At 38.9% G+C, this 15,993-nt stretch carries 15 protein-coding genes, 1 tRNA gene, 1 other RNA gene and 1 other annotated feature; of the genes, 3 read left to right on the top strand and 14 right to left on the bottom strand.

The features are described from left to right. Positions 1-217 precede the first annotated feature (217 nt). From M3627_RS20115 to ffs, 6 genes are all read right to left on the bottom strand, one after another. Entirely contained in the window at positions 218-475 is a 258-nt protein-coding gene (locus M3627_RS20115) for a pro-sigmaK processing inhibitor BofA family protein (protein WP_169361345.1), read from the bottom strand. Positions 476-534: 59 nt separating this feature from the next. After that, a complete protein-coding gene (locus tag M3627_RS20110; RefSeq protein WP_169361346.1) occupies positions 535-747 on the bottom strand; it encodes a YaaL family protein in 213 nt (70 codons plus the stop codon). 16 nt (positions 748-763) lie between these two features. Beyond that, positions 764-1,360 carry a recombination mediator RecR gene (gene recR, locus M3627_RS20105; RefSeq protein WP_169361347.1) on the bottom strand — a complete coding sequence of 199 codons (597 nt, stop codon included), beginning with the start codon at positions 1,358-1,360 and terminating at the stop codon, positions 764-766. An 11-nt stretch (positions 1,361-1,371) separates the two neighbouring features. Further along, complete coding sequence (locus tag M3627_RS20100) at positions 1,372-1,692, bottom strand: YbaB/EbfC family nucleoid-associated protein (protein WP_169361348.1); 321 nt, start codon at positions 1,690-1,692, stop codon at positions 1,372-1,374. A gap of 14 nt (positions 1,693-1,706) precedes the next feature. After that, positions 1,707-3,458, bottom strand: a complete 1,752-nt coding sequence (dnaX, locus tag M3627_RS20095; protein WP_169361349.1) for a DNA polymerase III subunit gamma/tau — start codon at positions 3,456-3,458, stop codon at positions 1,707-1,709. Positions 3,459-3,604: 146 nt separating this feature from the next. Next, positions 3,605-3,871, bottom strand: an RNA gene (ffs, locus tag M3627_RS20090) — signal recognition particle sRNA large type. 148 nt (positions 3,872-4,019) lie between these two features. On the opposite strand from ffs, the gene M3627_RS20085 reads away from it, so the two are divergent. Continuing rightward, positions 4,020-4,112 (top strand) — tRNA-Ser (locus tag M3627_RS20085). Between the two features lie 288 nt (positions 4,113-4,400). On the opposite strand, the gene M3627_RS20080 is transcribed toward M3627_RS20085, so the two are convergent. From M3627_RS20080 to M3627_RS20070, 3 genes are all read right to left on the bottom strand, one after another. After that, complete coding sequence (locus M3627_RS20080) at positions 4,401-5,075, bottom strand: deoxynucleoside kinase (protein WP_169361350.1); 675 nt, start codon at positions 5,073-5,075, stop codon at positions 4,401-4,403. A gap of 1 nt (position 5,076) precedes the next feature. Further along, positions 5,077-5,709, bottom strand: coding sequence for a deoxynucleoside kinase (locus M3627_RS20075; RefSeq protein WP_169361351.1), 633 nt, complete (start codon positions 5,707-5,709; stop codon positions 5,077-5,079). 105 nt (positions 5,710-5,814) lie between these two features. Further along, the gene (locus M3627_RS20070; protein WP_169361352.1) at positions 5,815-6,951 is read right to left on the bottom strand and encodes a glycosyl hydrolase family 18 protein; all 1,137 of its coding nucleotides are present in this window, start codon (positions 6,949-6,951) and stop codon (positions 5,815-5,817) included. A 76-nt stretch (positions 6,952-7,027) separates the two neighbouring features. On the opposite strand from M3627_RS20070, the gene tadA reads away from it, so the two are divergent. After that, positions 7,028-7,504: a tRNA adenosine(34) deaminase TadA gene (gene tadA / locus M3627_RS20065; protein ID WP_169361353.1), complete on the top strand. Its 477-nt coding sequence runs from the start codon at positions 7,028-7,030 to the stop codon at positions 7,502-7,504. A 215-nt stretch (positions 7,505-7,719) separates the two neighbouring features. Here tadA and serS read toward each other — a convergent pair whose 3' ends face one another. From serS to pdxS, 3 genes are all read right to left on the bottom strand, one after another. Then, entirely contained in the window at positions 7,720-8,994 is a 1,275-nt protein-coding gene (gene serS, locus M3627_RS20060; RefSeq protein WP_169361354.1) for a serine--tRNA ligase, read from the bottom strand. An 82-nt stretch (positions 8,995-9,076) separates the two neighbouring features. Continuing rightward, positions 9,077-9,288 (bottom strand) — a binding site (T-box leader). 24 nt (positions 9,289-9,312) lie between these two features. After that, positions 9,313-9,906: a pyridoxal 5'-phosphate synthase glutaminase subunit PdxT gene (gene pdxT / locus M3627_RS20055; protein ID WP_169361355.1), complete on the bottom strand. Its 594-nt coding sequence runs from the start codon at positions 9,904-9,906 to the stop codon at positions 9,313-9,315. Position 9,907: 1 nt separating this feature from the next. After that, positions 9,908-10,798, bottom strand: a complete 891-nt coding sequence (gene pdxS, locus M3627_RS20050; RefSeq protein WP_169361356.1) for a pyridoxal 5'-phosphate synthase lyase subunit PdxS — start codon at positions 10,796-10,798, stop codon at positions 9,908-9,910. 36 nt (positions 10,799-10,834) lie between these two features. On the opposite strand from pdxS, the gene pdxR reads away from it, so the two are divergent. Next, entirely contained in the window at positions 10,835-12,304 is a 1,470-nt protein-coding gene (gene pdxR, locus M3627_RS20045; RefSeq protein ID WP_353056484.1) for a MocR-like pyridoxine biosynthesis transcription factor PdxR, read from the top strand. A gap of 90 nt (positions 12,305-12,394) precedes the next feature. Here the strand turns inward: pdxR and M3627_RS20040 are convergent, their stop codons facing one another. Then, the gene (locus M3627_RS20040; protein WP_446740173.1) at positions 12,395-13,705 is read right to left on the bottom strand and encodes a serine hydrolase; all 1,311 of its coding nucleotides are present in this window, start codon (positions 13,703-13,705) and stop codon (positions 12,395-12,397) included. Positions 13,706-13,862: 157 nt separating this feature from the next. After that, complete coding sequence (guaB, locus tag M3627_RS20035; protein WP_169361358.1) at positions 13,863-15,329, bottom strand: IMP dehydrogenase; 1,467 nt, start codon at positions 15,327-15,329, stop codon at positions 13,863-13,865. Positions 15,330-15,993: the final 664 nt, after the last annotated feature.

Below are 15,993 nucleotides of genomic sequence, written 5' to 3'. Positions count from 1 at the left end.
CTCATTTTGTTTTGCTGGCATCATCATTAAATGATGTCAAAAATTGTTTTGCGTCAATCAAGCCGAAGCTTGTTGATGCTGTATGTCTTAACGTTTTGCATGTTCAGTTTTCAATGTTCATTGTGTCAGCCAAACTTGTTTACCTCTTGGCGACTTCTACTATATTACACTCGTTTTAAACTTACGTCAACACTTTTTAAAAACTTTTTTTATTTTTTTATATTAGTATAGAAATAGCTACTACTGACGCTACTCCTGGAACTCCTAATACTGCTACTACTGCGCCTGTAAAGAGATTGATCGGGACCGCGTATCCTGCCGTTCCAAGTAATAAATGAACTCCGAATAACAGTAAGATAGAAAACCCTAAACGAAATAACAAGATAGAAATACTCTCAAATAAATTAGAAGACGAACTCTTGAATACTAAAAACAGTAATAATACTAGCGAACACACAATAATGGTTAACTTCATGTAATTATCCCTCCATAAAATCAATATCCTTATTATATGAAGCTAGTACTATTAATATTCTATTTTATAATTACATTTCGAATCTTTGCCTCTTTATATAGATAGAAGTGTATACTCTCTGCCATTTTCCTTTTAGCAACTGCATCTAAATCATAGTCATTCAAGTAATCTTCAATTCGTTGAGCTTGTTGCCAATCTTCTTTGGTAGCTTTAATAAGCTCTACAAACCGTTCATCAAATTCTTTTTTCAGTTTCCCCTTTTTAAAAAACATCCAGCTCTACATCTCCTTATAGCTCCCTGCGTCCTTCTAATGCTTTAGAAAGAGTAACCTCATCTGCATACTCTAAATCTCCACCTACAGGCAAACCATGGGCAATCCTCGTAGTCTTAATGCCTGAAGGCTTTACTAGACGAGAAATATACATCGCGGTTGCTTCTCCTTCTATAGTAGGGTTTGTTGCTAAAATCAGTTCTTCTACTTGGTCATTCTGTAATCTTTTTAAAAGGGTCGGTACATTAATATCCTCTGGACCTATTCCATCCATCGGTGAGATAGCCCCATGCAGTACATGGTATAAACCATTGTAATCTCTCATTTTTTCCATTGCAATTACGTCTTTTGTATCTTGTACTACACAGATCATAGATCCATCACGCTGTTTATCCTGACAAATATGGCAAGGATCTATGTCCGTGATATGTCCACAAACCGAACAGTAGCTCAAGTTCCTTTTAGCGTCTACTAGAGCTTTAGCAAAGTCTAGTACTGTATCTTCTTTCATAGTTAACACAAAAAATGCCAGACGGGCCGCTGTTTTGGGCCCGATTCCTGGCAATTTCATAAAGCTTTCAATTAGCTTTGATATCGGTTCAGGATAATGCATGATTTGTCCTCCTAGAACATGCCAGGAAGGTTCAATCCTTTCGTGAATTGACCCATAGTGGCATTAGCTGTTTCTTCCGCTTTTTTCATTGCTTCGTTGGTTGCAATTACGATCAAGTCTTGTAGCATTTCCACATCGTCTGGATCTACAACAGTAGGGTCTAAAGCTACCTCTAGTACTTCTTTTTGTCCTGAAACAGTAACTTTCACCATTCCACCGCCGGCAACTGCTTCAAAACGTTGAGTTGCTAACTCCTCTTGAGCTTCAGCCATTTTCTTTTGCATCTTTTGCATTTGTTTCATCATACCTTGCATATTTCCCATTCCACGCATAATTATTTTCCTCCTTAGTCATCATGTACTTCTACAAAATCTTTGCCGAAAAGCCTCTCAGCTTCCACAATCAATGGATCCTCTGAAATCTCTTCCATTCCTTGTAGTAACTCCATCGCTTCTAATGGTTCTGAAGAAGACGCCGCCTCTGACTCTGTTGAATCTTTCTTTAATCCATTTTGCTGAATAAATTCTTCTCTAATCTTTAACCAACTTTCTTCAGGTACATACACTACCTCATACATCGTTCCAGTAAGATTCGCGATAAGCTGAGGGAAAGAAGTTGAGAATGTTTTATTCTCCATTGCCATTTGACAATGTATATCATACTTAAATTTTAACACAAATGCAGTAGAAGATGCTGCAACTGGCTCTGCATCATTTAATAACGCTGCATGTGACTTTTGTAGCTGTTGTAAGATAGTTGCCCAATGAGATTTAATGGCTTGGATATCTGATTTTGTCGCCATTTTTAAAATTTCTTGAATACGTCCACTAGACACTTTGACTCCTGAGGCTTTTTGTCTTGTTCTCTTGGGTTGTTCCTGCTGAGCCCCTTGACTGTTTCCTGTAGTATAAGTGCCTTGGCTTAATTGCTGCTGAAGTTGTTGTAATTGTCCTTCAAGCAACTGGACTTTATTCTCTAATTCAGTGGTATTAACGTTACCTACGTTTGCATCTTGAGGTACTTGTGCCAACCGTATAATGGCAGTTTCTAAATAGACCTTCGCATGATTAGAAAAACGCATTTCTTGTTGGGTGTTTGTAAGAATCGAGATACTCTTATAAAGGGTTTCTACCGGAAACTTAAAGGCAAGTTCTCTAAAATGCTCATCTCCCGTAGCAATTTCTAACAATTCCGCTTGATCGGGAGCTACCTGTAGTACTAATAAATCTCTATAGAACGTAATAAAATCCTCTGTTAATCTTACAGGATCTTTTCCGTCATCTACGAGCTTTTCAATGCTCCCTAATGCATGGGCAACATCTCTTTCACTCAATGCTTCTGCAAGCTGATAAAATACATCCTGACCTATTGAACCAGTTACAAGTAAAGCATCTTCTATAGTCATTGTTTCGCCACTAAAGGATACCACCTGATCTAACATACTGAGGGCGTCTCGCATCCCTCCTGCTGCAGCCTGGGCAATGATTTTCAAAACATTTACATCGTATTCAATTTGCGCATCTGTCAGCACTTCTATCATTCTAGAAACGATATCAGTCGAGGTAATACGTTTAAAATCGAAACGCTGACATCTAGAAATGATGGTTAATGGTATTTTATGTGGCTCTGTGGTTGCCAGTATAAAGACGGCATGTGCCGGTGGTTCTTCTAATGTTTTTAATAAAGCATTAAAGGCACTGGTAGAAAGCATATGCACTTCATCTATAATATAAACTTTGAAACGAGCATTGGAAGGAGCAAAACGCACCTTTTCAATAATATCTCTTATTTCCTCTACGCGAGAATTAGAAGCAGCATCGAACTCAATTACATCTGTGTTGGAACCCTCTGTAATGCTTTTACAAGTCTCACATTCATTACATGGTTCCTTTGCAGGGCCATTTTCACAGTTCAATGCCTTTGCAAATATCTTTGCGGCACTTGTTTTCCCTGTTCCTCTTGGTCCTGAAAATAGATATGCATGAGTAGTTTTATTATAAAGGAGGGCATTTTGAAGGGTTTGCTTGATATGAGTTTGACCGGACATTTCCGCAAACGACTGAGGTCGATAAGCGCGGTAAAAAGCTTGATACGACAACAAGTTTCCCTCCCTCTTTTGTTTAAGTAAAGTATGGACTAATTATATCATAAAGAGAACTGTACTTCTGCTCCAAACTCTAATATGGACAAATAAAAAAACTCATTCCTCCGAAGATGAATGAGTTTGAATTATATAATTTAAAGCCGTGCACCTTCCTTCGATTGATACACATAGGCGGCACCTTTGTCGTTAACTCAGTCTAGGCAACCCTGCGGCACATGAGAATGCACCACTTAATGCTGCTTCCTTCCGGACCTGACATGGTTCATGGGCTCCCATTGCGCAGGACCCAGACGTCAACATCACGTGCAAATACCAGACCCTACATATAAACAACCTCGAGAAGGGGTTCAGTCTCGCTAGAGCGGATTGCGAGTTACAAGACACCGCTACCTTCCCACCTAGCACGGCAATATTCAGTATAAGCTTTTTTTGTTGAGAAATCAATGGAAATATCCTTTTCCTCTTTTTCTATAACTCTATTCTAAAAAAATACTATATTTTTTTCAAAAATGTTGACTTTGAATTTCATCCATGATAAATTAGTTCTTGTACTTCGGAGGAATACCCAAGTCTGGCTGAAGGGATCGGTCTTGAAAATCGACAGGCGGGTCATACCGCGCGGGGGTTCGAATCCCTCTTCCTCCTCCATTTTTTAACAACACACACGCATAAATTTGAGATTGAATTCGTTGCTTTTGTAACGAATTTTTCTTAGCCATACATGTTCAGAATATTAAGAAGTTGACTTTTTATGGGTCAGCTTCTTTTTTATTTTATGAATTGACTCATAATAATATCCTCCACATACTCACACGGTCCAAGCTTTCCATGTTTAATCTTCCTTTCCTCACACTACCACCAGTTCGAATTCTCCCCTTTTACTAAATATCCTCCTTTGTAACAAAAAAGCTTCCGCAATACATGCGGAAGCTTTCATTATTTACGTAAGGTGATTGTTTGTGTTTGTTCCATAAAATGCCCAATTCTTTCAAGAATTAGCTCGACATCTTCAGGATTTTCTACGATATCATAATCATTAATGTTAAGGCGAAGCACCGGGCAACCATTAAATCCATCAATCCACTTTTCATAACGACCATGCATTTCTTCCCAATAAGCGATTGGCGTCTGCTGCTCCATCGGACGGCCTCTTTCATGAATACGATCGATTACACTGTCCAATGAACCTTCTAAATAAATTAAAAGGTTCGGATGCGGGAAATACGGTGTCATCACCATTGCCTCGAATAGGCTTGTATATGTCTCATGATCGATCGGATCCATCGTTCCCTTTTCCTTGTGCATTTGCGCAAAAATACCTGTATCCTCATAGATAGAACGGTCCTGGATAAACCCTCCACCATATTCGAACATTCTCTTTTGTTCCTTAAATCTCTCTGCTAAGAAGTAAATCTGTAAATGAAAGCTCCATTTAGAGAAATCCTCGTAAAAACGGTCAAGATATGGGTTAGTATCTACTTTTTCAAACGAAGTCTTAAAATGTAATGCGTCAGCAAGCATTTTTGTCATAGTAGATTTCCCAACACCTACAGTTCCTGCAATAGTAATGACAGCATTGGCTGGGATGCCATACTTTTCTCTTAAGTTCATGTTATTTACTCCTTTTAAGTAGTGTAGCACTTACTTTTTCTAAAATTATATTTAAATCCTGGCTGTTCTGTACAAAGTCCATTTCATCACCGTTGAAACGAATAACAGGTACGTCTGGGTGCTTTGCTTCAAAGTCATTTATAAACATTCTATAGTCCGATGAAAGTTGCTCTAGATAGCTTGTACTAATTTTCTTTTCGAACTCTCTCCCACGTAAATCAATACGATTTTCTAGCACGTCTATACTTGCATCTAAATAAATTACCATGTTCGGGATTGGCATATCCTTCGTTAAAATATGATAAATGGACTCGTATTTCTCATACTCGACCTCATTTAGAGAGCGTTTTGCAAAAATAAGATTTTTAAAAATATGATAATCCGCAACAACTGCTGTGTCGTTGGATAAGTATTTTTTTTCAATATCACTTAATTGCTTATAGCGATTACAAAGAAAGAACATTTCAGTTTGAAAGCTCCACTCTGCTATATCTTCATAGAATTTATTTAAAAAGGGGTTTTCGTCTACGATCTCTTTTAACAATTCAAATTGATATGTATTAGCAATTGCTTTGGCCAATGAGGTTTTACCAACACCTATTGGACCCTCTACCGTTATAAATGGAATAGACATATCTCTAACCTCACTCTAAAGTTTCAAGTCGTATCCTCTATTTTAGCATAGGGATATGACGAAAAATAGAGGATATTTGTCTTTCCAGAGAAAGACAAATATCCCCTATTTTTTCTTAATACGAAACATGTCATTTAAAAGATACCAATTCTGTGGAAAATTGAAGCCACTATGCCAGTAGGAGATTCCTAAAAGGTTCAGTTCCTTTAAAAGATTGAACTTAGCCTGAATAGAACGAGCATCCTCGAACCACACTTCATGCTCTTTTCCGTCCCTCCAGTAATTAAAAAAAGGTGCCTGGGCAACTTCATCATATTCTATCGCGGCATTTCGATCGATTGCCAGTTGAACTGCTGCTTGGGCACTAATTGCTCTTGCAAAAGGATTGCCTACTTTGTAAGGTAATGTCCAATCATAGCCGTACAGGTTTTGACCCATCATAACCTTTTGTGAAGGTATTTCACTTATGGCATACTCTAAAACTTTTCTTACCGGACCTATTGGAGACACAGCCATCGGGGGTCCTCCACTATAGCCCCATTCATATGTCATAATGACGACGAAGTCTAGCACCTCACCTAGAGCCTTATAGTCGTGTCCTTCATACCACTTACCAGGCTGGTTAGCACTTGTTTTTGGAGCTAGGCTAGCAGAAAAAATGAAGCTAGGAGCAAAAGCCCGAAACTCTTTTAAGAAAGTTACGTATGCTTCCCGATCATTTGGATCTATATATTCAAAATCAGTATGAATATGATTCGTTCCTCTTCTATTAGCCTCAGCAACTGTCTCTTCAAATACTCTTTGCTTCACTTCCTCATTCGTAAAAATGGTATGAGCTAATGTGTCGCTAAAAGCACCTTCTTCAATATTGACTATTATAACAACTTCTTCCACGTTATTTGCCGCAGCAACTTCTGGCAACCTTCCCCAATCCATTTTAGTCAATGACCCATCTCTTTTAACTTCAAAAGCAAATGGCATCATGTAGGTTAATAGAGAGGCTACATTTTCTACTTGGCTAATAACTGTTTCAGATGGAGCCTCGGTATACCATTCCACATATAAATTGGTTTCAATCATTGGCCGATTTGGACTTGGAGTAGAGGGTAAGACTAATGATTGTCCAACGACCAATACATCCTGGTTCGGCAAGCCATTGATCGAAGCAATAGTAGCCGCACTAGTACCATTCTGTCTTGCAATAGAATATAAGCTATCACCTAACTTAACTGTATAAATCATCGCATCACTCCTTCAAATCAGAATATGCACGTTATCTACAAAACATGCTAAAATACGCGTAAGGAGTTGACTCCAAATGGATCAATATTATATGAATTTAGCAATTGAGGAAGCAAAAAAGGCTGCTGCCATAGGTGAGGTTCCGATCGGAGCAATTATCGTACATAAAAATGAGGTAATTGCGAGTGCCTACAATCTACGAGAAACAACCCAAAATGCAACGACACATGCAGAACTTCTGGCTATTCAAGAGGCATGTGCCAAAATTGGTAGCTGGAGACTCGAAGAAACAACCCTTTATGTAACTTTAGAGCCTTGCCCTATGTGTGCTGGAGCAATATTACAGTCACGTATCCCTCGAGTGGTATATGGTGCAAGAGACATGAAGGCAGGGTGTGTAGATTCTCTGTATTCGCTTTTAAATGACACTCGATTCAACCATGTCTGTGAGGTAACAGAAGGGGTTCTTGCGGAAACCTGTGGTAATTTACTAACGACTTTCTTTCGAGAGCTACGACTAAAGAAAAAGAACCAAAAACGCTTAGAACTCTAGGCGTTTTTGGTTCTTACTTTTATATCATTAAAAGTATCTTATAACGGATCATTTGCCTGTCGGGGCAGACATAGGCGCTTTCGCTTTTCTTTATGGCTAGCTTCTGCACCTTGCCCCTCGGGGTCAAATGAATAAAAGTTCCGGTGGCTGAAGAGCTGCCTCCTCACTTTTCCCCATTTGCCTGTCGGGGCAGACATAGGCGCTTTCGCTTTTCTTTATTTAATAATTGTTTTTCCGCCCATATATGGTTGTAGGACCTCTGGGATTTTAACTGAACCGTCTGGTTGCTGATAATTTTCTAGGATGGCAGCTACTGTGCGTCCGATTGCTAGTCCACTACCGTTTAATGTGTGTACAAACTCAGGCTTAGCACCCGGTTCTCTTCTAAAACGGATTCCAGCACGACGAGCTTGGAAGTCCTCGAAGTTACTGCATGAAGAAATTTCTTTATATTCGCCATAGCTTGGTAACCATACTTCAATATCATACTTCTTCGCTGCAGTGAATCCAAGATCTGCTGTGCACATACGTAGCACACGATATGGAAGTCCTAAAAGCTGAAGAACCTTTTCTGCATGTCCTGTTAGAAGGTCCAATTGCTCGTAAGAATCCTCTGGTTTAACAAAACGTACCAGCTCAACTTTATTAAATTGATGCTGACGGATTAGTCCGCGTGTATCTCTACCTGCAGAACCAGCCTCTGAACGGAAACAAGCACTAAAAGCAGTAAAGGCTTGTGGAAGATCAGCTCCATCTAAAATTTCATCCCGGTAGAAGTTAGTTACTGGCACCTCAGCCGTTGGGATTAAGAAATAATCCTCCTCGTTAACTAAGAAAGCATCCTCTTCAAACTTTGGAAGCTGTCCAGTACCTGTTAGGCTCATACGGTTTGCCATATATGGTGGTAGCATTTCTTCATAGCCATGCTCTTCTGAATGAAGGTCCATCATGAAATTCCATAGCGCGCGCTCTAATCTTGCCCCTAAACCACGGTAAAAAGCAAAACGGCTTCCAGTTACTTTTGCAGCTCGTTCAAAGTCCACAATTTTTAAATCTGTGGCGATATCCCAATGAGCCTTTGTATCAAAGTTAAACGCAGGGACCTCTCCCCATTTACGAATTTCAACATTATCATCCTCAGAATCGCCAATTGGAACGTCATCATGTGGAATATTTGGAATGCGCATCATCATATATTCAAATTTTTCTTCTACCTGGCGTAGTTCTTCATCTAATGCTTTAATCTCATCGCCTACTTCACGCATGCGAGCGATTACATCATCAGCATTCTCTTTATTTCGTTTCATTTGTGAGATTTTTTGAGAAACCTCGTTTCTTTCTGCCTTTAGTACTTCTGTTTTTGCTATTAATTCTCTACGCTTTTGGTCTAAAGGAAGAAATTGATCGAACTCGGAGATATCTTCTCCACGCTTCGCAAGTTTAGCTTTCACTTCTTCATAATTATCACGTACAAATTTTACATCTAACATATGATTTCCTCCTCTTGATATTTTTGGCCTATTAACCAGATTTAAATTCATAAAAAACGACAAAAAAGCCCCCATCCCTTATAAAAGGGACGAGAGCTACCCGCGTTGCCACCCTGATTGATCTGACATCTCAGATCCACTTGTCTAATAACGGCTTTTCAACCGGCCACAGCTTACCTATTTTTCAGCTGCGCAACTCAAAGGACGGATTCACAAGCGCTTTTATCAGCTCCCACCAGCCGCTGACTCTCTAAAAAAAACTTACTTGCTACTACTTCCTATCATCGTTTTTTAAATCATGAAATTAACCATACTTTACTATAGGTTGACCGGTTTGGCAAGCGATTCCTGAACCATTTGTATAAAATAGGCAGTTATACGATGATCATTTGTTAATTCGGGATGAAAGGAGCATCCCAATATATGATTCTGTCTTGCCATTACGATGCGTTCTTCGTGGGTAGCAAGAATATCTACACTTTTATCTACTTCCACAATATGTGGAGCCCTTATAAAAATAGCAGGAAAATCTGCTGCTATCCCTTGAATATCTAAATTAGTTTCAAAGCTATCCACCTGACGACCGAAGGAATTTCTTGCGACAGTTGCTTGTAGCACACCAATATGATGTGTATCCTGACCTTGAATTTGCTTTGCTAATAATATAAGACCAGCACAAGTACCAAACATAGGCTTGCCTGACTCTGCAAACTGCTTTAAACAACCTAGTAAATCAAACCGGTCTATAAGCTTGCGCATTGCGGTACTTTCTCCACCAGGTAGGATTAAACCATCTATTTCTTTCAAGTCCTCTTTTGTTTTAACCTTTACTGCCTTTGCCCCGCATTCCTCCACTGAACGGATATGTTCCGTAACGGCACCTTGGAGAGCAAGCACTCCTATTTTCACCATTTTACCACCCTCGATCTTGCATACGCTCAGCAGTGGATAAACGAGAAATTTCTATTCCCTTCATAGGGATTCCTAAATCCTTTGAAATCTCCACTAATAATTTATAATCTTGATAATGAGTAGTTGCCTCTACAATAGCGCGAGCAAATTTCTCTGGATTATCGGATTTAAATATACCTGAACCGACAAATACTCCGTCTGCTCCTAACTCCATCATTAGTGCAGCATCTGCTGGAGTTGCAACTCCTCCTGCTGCGAAATTTACTACTGGCAATTTTCCTTTGTGCTTAATTTGCAATAAAATTTCATACGGTGCTCCAAGAATTTTTGCCTCTGTCATTAATTCATCCTCATCCATATGCACAATCTTTCTCACTTGGGCATTTACCTTACGCAAATGACGAACTGCTTCTACAATATTCCCTGTCCCAGGCTCTCCTTTTGTGCGAAGCATGGATGCACCTTCTCCTATGCGTCGAGCAGCCTCTCCTAAGTCCTTACATCCACAAACAAAAGGAACAGTAAACTCACTTTTTCGAAGGTGATACTCCTCATCCGCTGGAGTCAGTACTTCTGATTCATCAATATAATCCACACCCATTGCTTCTAGCATTCTGGCTTCCGTGATGTGTCCGATACGCGCTTTAGCCATGACTGGAATCGTTACAGCACTCATTACCTCTTCCATTATGCGAGGATCGGCCATACGAGCCACTCCTCCCGCAGCACGAATATCAGAAGGCACACGTTCTAATGCCATAACTGCCACGGCTCCTGCTGCCTCTGCAATACGAGCCTGCTCCGCATTAATAACATCCATTATAACTCCACCCTTTTGCATCTCAGCCATACCTCTTTTTACTAACTCTGTTCCTGTCATATGTAAATTCATCCTATATACCTCCTAATTGTTATAAAATTTAGTATAATGGTAATTGACCATATGAAAAGTGCCAGAAACAATAAAATGAACGTGGTCAGATTGGATGATACAATGGATTTTCTCATGCTCCCTTTAGAAAAAAACACAAATCTACCATTATATGAACAATTATATAAATTTTTAAAAAATGCCATTGTGCAAGGTCATATTAAGGAAGGAGAAAAGCTTCCATCTAAAAGAAAACTAGCTGAATACCTTGATCTAAGTCAAACAACGATCGAGCTTTCGTATAGTCAGCTTGTCGCAGAAGGATATATTAATTCAGAGCCAAGAAAAGGGTATTTTGTCCAAAACATAGAAGAGCTAGCTCTGATTGAAAAGGAAGATACTCCTATTGGAAAAGAAGAGAAAGCTACTTCCTTCCATATAGACTTCTCACCGGGAAAGATAGATGAAGATTCTTTTCCTTTTACTCTTTGGAGAAAATACGCAAAAGAATTAGCCCATGAAGACCATAAAGATCTATTGCAGCTAGGACATCCTCAGGGAGACTATATACTAAGACAACAAATATCGTCCTATCTTTATCAATCCCGTGGTGTAAAAAGCAGACCAGAGCAAATTATTTTAGGATCAGGTACAGAACAACTCATGCCACTTCTCGTTCGTCTTCTTGGTGACAAAGCCGTTTATGGTTACGAAAATCCTGGGTATCCATTATCCCATCATCTTTTTTTAGAGAATGAGGAAAAGTCTGTTGCTGTTCCAGTAGACGAGGAAGGGTTAGTGGTGGAGGAGCTGGAGAAAACTAATACAACGGTTATGTATGTTACACCATCTCATCAATTTCCAACTGGTTCTGTTATGTCAGCCTCACGCAGAAGTCAACTGCTAGCATGGGCTTATCAGGAAGAGAAACGATATATTATTGAAGATGATTATGACAGTGAGTTTAGATATACAGGAAAACCAATACCTTCTTTACAAGGTATGGATCAAAACGACCGTGTAATTTATTTAAGCACATTTTCGAAGTCTCTCATGCCCTCCTTAAGGATTGCCTACGCTATCCTTCCAAACACGCTTATAAAGCAATATAAGGACAAATACTATTATTATTCTGCTACTGTACCACGCATGGATCAGCATATACTTGCGAAATTTATGGAGGACGGTCACTTTGCAAAGCACTTAAATAAAATGCGTAAAATTTATAAAAGAAAGCTGGAAATAGTCACGAAGACACTTTCAGAGTACGAGCCTATTGTTAATCTTTCAGGGGAACAGGCAGGAATGCATCTTCTATTAACCATCCAGACAGATAGGAAGGAAGAGGAGCTTGTTTCTCTTGCCCAACAAGCTAACATTCAAATCTATGGTTTGCATAAGTATATAACCTCTCCCATTGACGAAACTGTTCCAAGGTTAGTTTTAGGTTTTGGTGGATTAGATTTTACGAATCTTTCGTCCTCCATACATGAACTTATGCGGGCAATCAAAATAGAGAAATCATAATATCCCTTGCAAGCAAAAAGCACTGAAACTCATATAGAGTTTCAGTGCTTTTTATAGAAGATGTACAACCTTATCTGCAATGCCTAAGTGTTAAAATAAGCCGCCAACAAAATCAGTTGTACTATCCCATAATCCGCTAAAGAATTTACCGATGCCTTGTAGCATTAAACTGAACCAACCTGCTTTTTCTACAGCTTCTGTTGTTACTACATCAACACTTCCTTGATCGCCAGTAATGTACCCATAGTCAGTACCTTCAGATTTTTCAAGATGGACTTTTCCTACTACTGTATCCTTCTTGACTTCTGCTTCTAGCTTGTCTTCTAATGGAGTGAAAACAGGCTTGTACAGATCTTTATCACTGGATTTGATCAGCATAGAGATAGGTTCTTTCACTGCAATTGCAACCGTATCTTCTTTTCCTTTATTTACTTTTAAATTTTTATGGCCAGGAATTTTATATCCTTCTGGTATTAGCTCTACTTTAGTAAACTGGGCAAAACCAAAATCAAATAACGCTCTAGTTGCGTCAAATCTAGCTTCATAACTTCCTTTTCCGTTAGCATCTACTGCTTTCATGACTACAGCGATTACTCTCATACCGTTTCTTTCAGCAGTTCCGGTAAAGGAATGTCCTGCAAAATCTGTTGTTCCTGTTTTCAAACCATCTACGCCTTCATACTCGTAAACTAGTCCTGGTAGCATCCAGTTCCAGTTACTCATTTTGATAGCATCCGATGTGCCCTCGCGAAAAATTTTATGAGGAATCTTTGTTGTCTCTAACACTTCTGGATAGTCTTTCATCAGAAGATAAGCTAATTTTGCCACCGAGCTAGCAGGCATGACATTTTCATCTGTTTCTCCTGTGCTTGCCGGATGCATCCCTTGTAAATCTGCGTTGTTTAAGCCTGTTGAATTTACAAATTTATAGTTTTCTAAGCCCATTTCTGCAGCTTTTTCATTCATTAACTTCACAAAGTTTTCTTCAGTTCCAGCAATTGTTTCAGCTATTGCAATAGTTGCTGCATTGGCTGAATAGATTGCCATTGCTTCGTATAATTCACGAATTGAATAAGTACCATCCTCGCGTAGAGGCACGTTACTTAGACGACGATCTTGAGAAATTTTATATGTATATTCATTTACTGAATATTGTTGTTCCCATGAAATTTTACCTTCTTCTATTGCTTCAAAAAGAAGATATTCGGTCATCATTTTTGTCATACTTGCAATTCCTAAAGCTGCATCTGCATTTTGCTCATAAAGAATTTTTCCAGAATCAGCATCTACTAAGATCGCTGCATCAACATTTAAATTTAAACTTTCCTCTGCTTTTGTGTTAGTTGGCATTCCACCTACTAAAGACACAAGCAACATCGGAAGTACTAGCCACTTTACCATTGTTGTTTTCCAATATTTCTTCACTACTGTACCTCCACTTTTTCTATTATCAATGCTCATTTTATCATACTTTTTGAACTAGGTGCATAACACTTTAAAAAAGCACCCATTCGGCCTATATATAGACGTGTAATGGGTGCGAAAGTTTCTACTTATTTTAAGAGATAGAGTAGTTTGGTGCTTCTTTTGTTATTTGTACATCATGTGGGTGACTTTCTCGTAGACCGGCACCAGTCATGCGAATAAATTGTGCATTTTCTCGTAGGTCTTCTAAAGTGCCTGTACCACAATACCCCATACCTGCTCGAACTCCACCAAGAAGCTGATGAATTGTATCAGAAAGTGGACCTTTGTATGGTAGACGTCCTTCAATACCTTCTGGAACTAATTTCTTTGCATCCTCTTGGAAATAGCGATCCTTAGATCCTTTTTCCATAGCAGCAATAGAACCCATTCCTCGGTATACTTTAAAACGTCTTCCTTGGAAGATTTCAGTTTCTCCTGGGCTTTCGGTAGTTCCAGCCAGTAGACTACCTAACATAACTACATGTCCTCCGGCAGCCAAAGCCTTTACAATATCGCCAGAGAATTTAATACCACCATCAGCAATAATCGTTTTACCTGCCTTGCGAGCTTCAGAAGCACAATCATAAATAGCAGTAATTTGTGGTACACCAACACCTGCTACTACACGAGTAGTACAAATAGATCCTGGACCGATACCAACTTTCACTACATCTGCTCCAGCTTCGTATAAAGCCTTAGTAGCAGCACCAGTTGCGACATTTCCAGCAATAATATCTAAATCTGGATAGGTTGCTCTTATTTCCTTCACTACATCTATTACGCCCTTAGAATGCCCATGAGCTGTATCGATAACAATTACATCTACCTGTGCAGCTACTAACTTTTGCACGCGAATCATTGTATCACTTGTAACACCTACTGCAGCTCCAACTAACAAACGGCCGTGTTGATCCTTAGCAGCGTTAGGAAACTCAATTACTTTTTCAATATCTTTAATAGTAATTAAACCTTTTAAGATTCCGTTATCATCTACAATTGGTAATTTTTCTATTTTGTATTGTTGAAGAATTTTTTCAGCTTGTTCTAATGTAGTACCAACTGCAGCAGTCACTAACTGTTCTTTAGTCATCACTTCATTAATTGGTAAAGAATAGTCTTGAATGAATCGTAGGTCACGATTCGTAATTATTCCGACTAGCTTTAGTTCTTCTTCATTATTTACTATAGGAACGCCAGAGATGCGGTATTTCCCCATTAAATGCTCTGCATCATAAACTTGATGAGTCGGTGTTAGATAAAAAGGATCTGTGATAACGCCATTCTCTGAACGTTTAACTGTTTCCACTTGTTCTGCTTGTTCCTCAATGCTCATGTTTTTATGAATAATTCCTAATCCACCTTGGCGTGCCATAGCAATAGCCATTTTCGCCTCTGTAACAGTATCCATACCAGCACTGATCACCGGAATATTTAATTTGATTTTTGATGTTAAGTGTACTGATAAATTAATATCCTTTGGTAAAACTTCTGATTGAGCTGGAACTAATAAAACATCGTCGAATGTTAAACCTTCTTTTTGAAATTTCGATTCCCACATTACGCTGACTTCCTCCTCTATAATTAAATATTATTACAAGGTTATCAGCGGGCACATAGACTGTCAAGAATCGATAAATAATATATATATTCCGACTTTTCTTTCAATTATTTTATTACTTTGTCTATTAAAAGATTAAAAACTATTAAGTTGAAACTAGGTTTGAGTCCATAATTCCTATTTTAATAGATAAATGTATAAACGCTCTCTAAGAGTATTATCAATATTTATATGCGTTTAATAAGTCCGCTCTGGCAGACACTTCCTGTGGAGTGAGCATTAGCCTGCGCAGGTGTGATGTATATCTGTCTCGCTATCCCTACTTGTGTCACTGCCTGTTACTACAGATTTTACTGGTAGATTACTATATATCAATAATTTTTACCTATGTAATATTCTTATGAAAATTTATTTAAAACTAGAAAATTGCAAAGAGATTCAAAGCTATTCTCACATACGTGGATAGGGAGAGTGATAGCTTTCGGCTTTTTTTTTTCATTTTAAACAAAACAAAAAGCCGCCACCGATTACTCGGTGACGACTTTCTTTGGTGCCCAGCGACGTCCTACTCTTGCAGGGGCGACCCTCCAACTACCATCGGCGGCTGCGAAACCAGATGGGCGGCAGATTTCTTCGTCAGCCGCAGTCGTTCGGTTCTCGCGTA

This window comes from Psychrobacillus sp. MER TA 171 (assembly GCF_023713305.1).
In the GTDB taxonomy this organism is placed as follows: Bacteria; Bacillota; Bacilli; order Bacillales_A; family Planococcaceae; genus Psychrobacillus.
The sequence above is the reverse complement of the archived record's forward strand: the minus strand, read 5'-3'. Positions and strand labels throughout refer to the sequence as shown.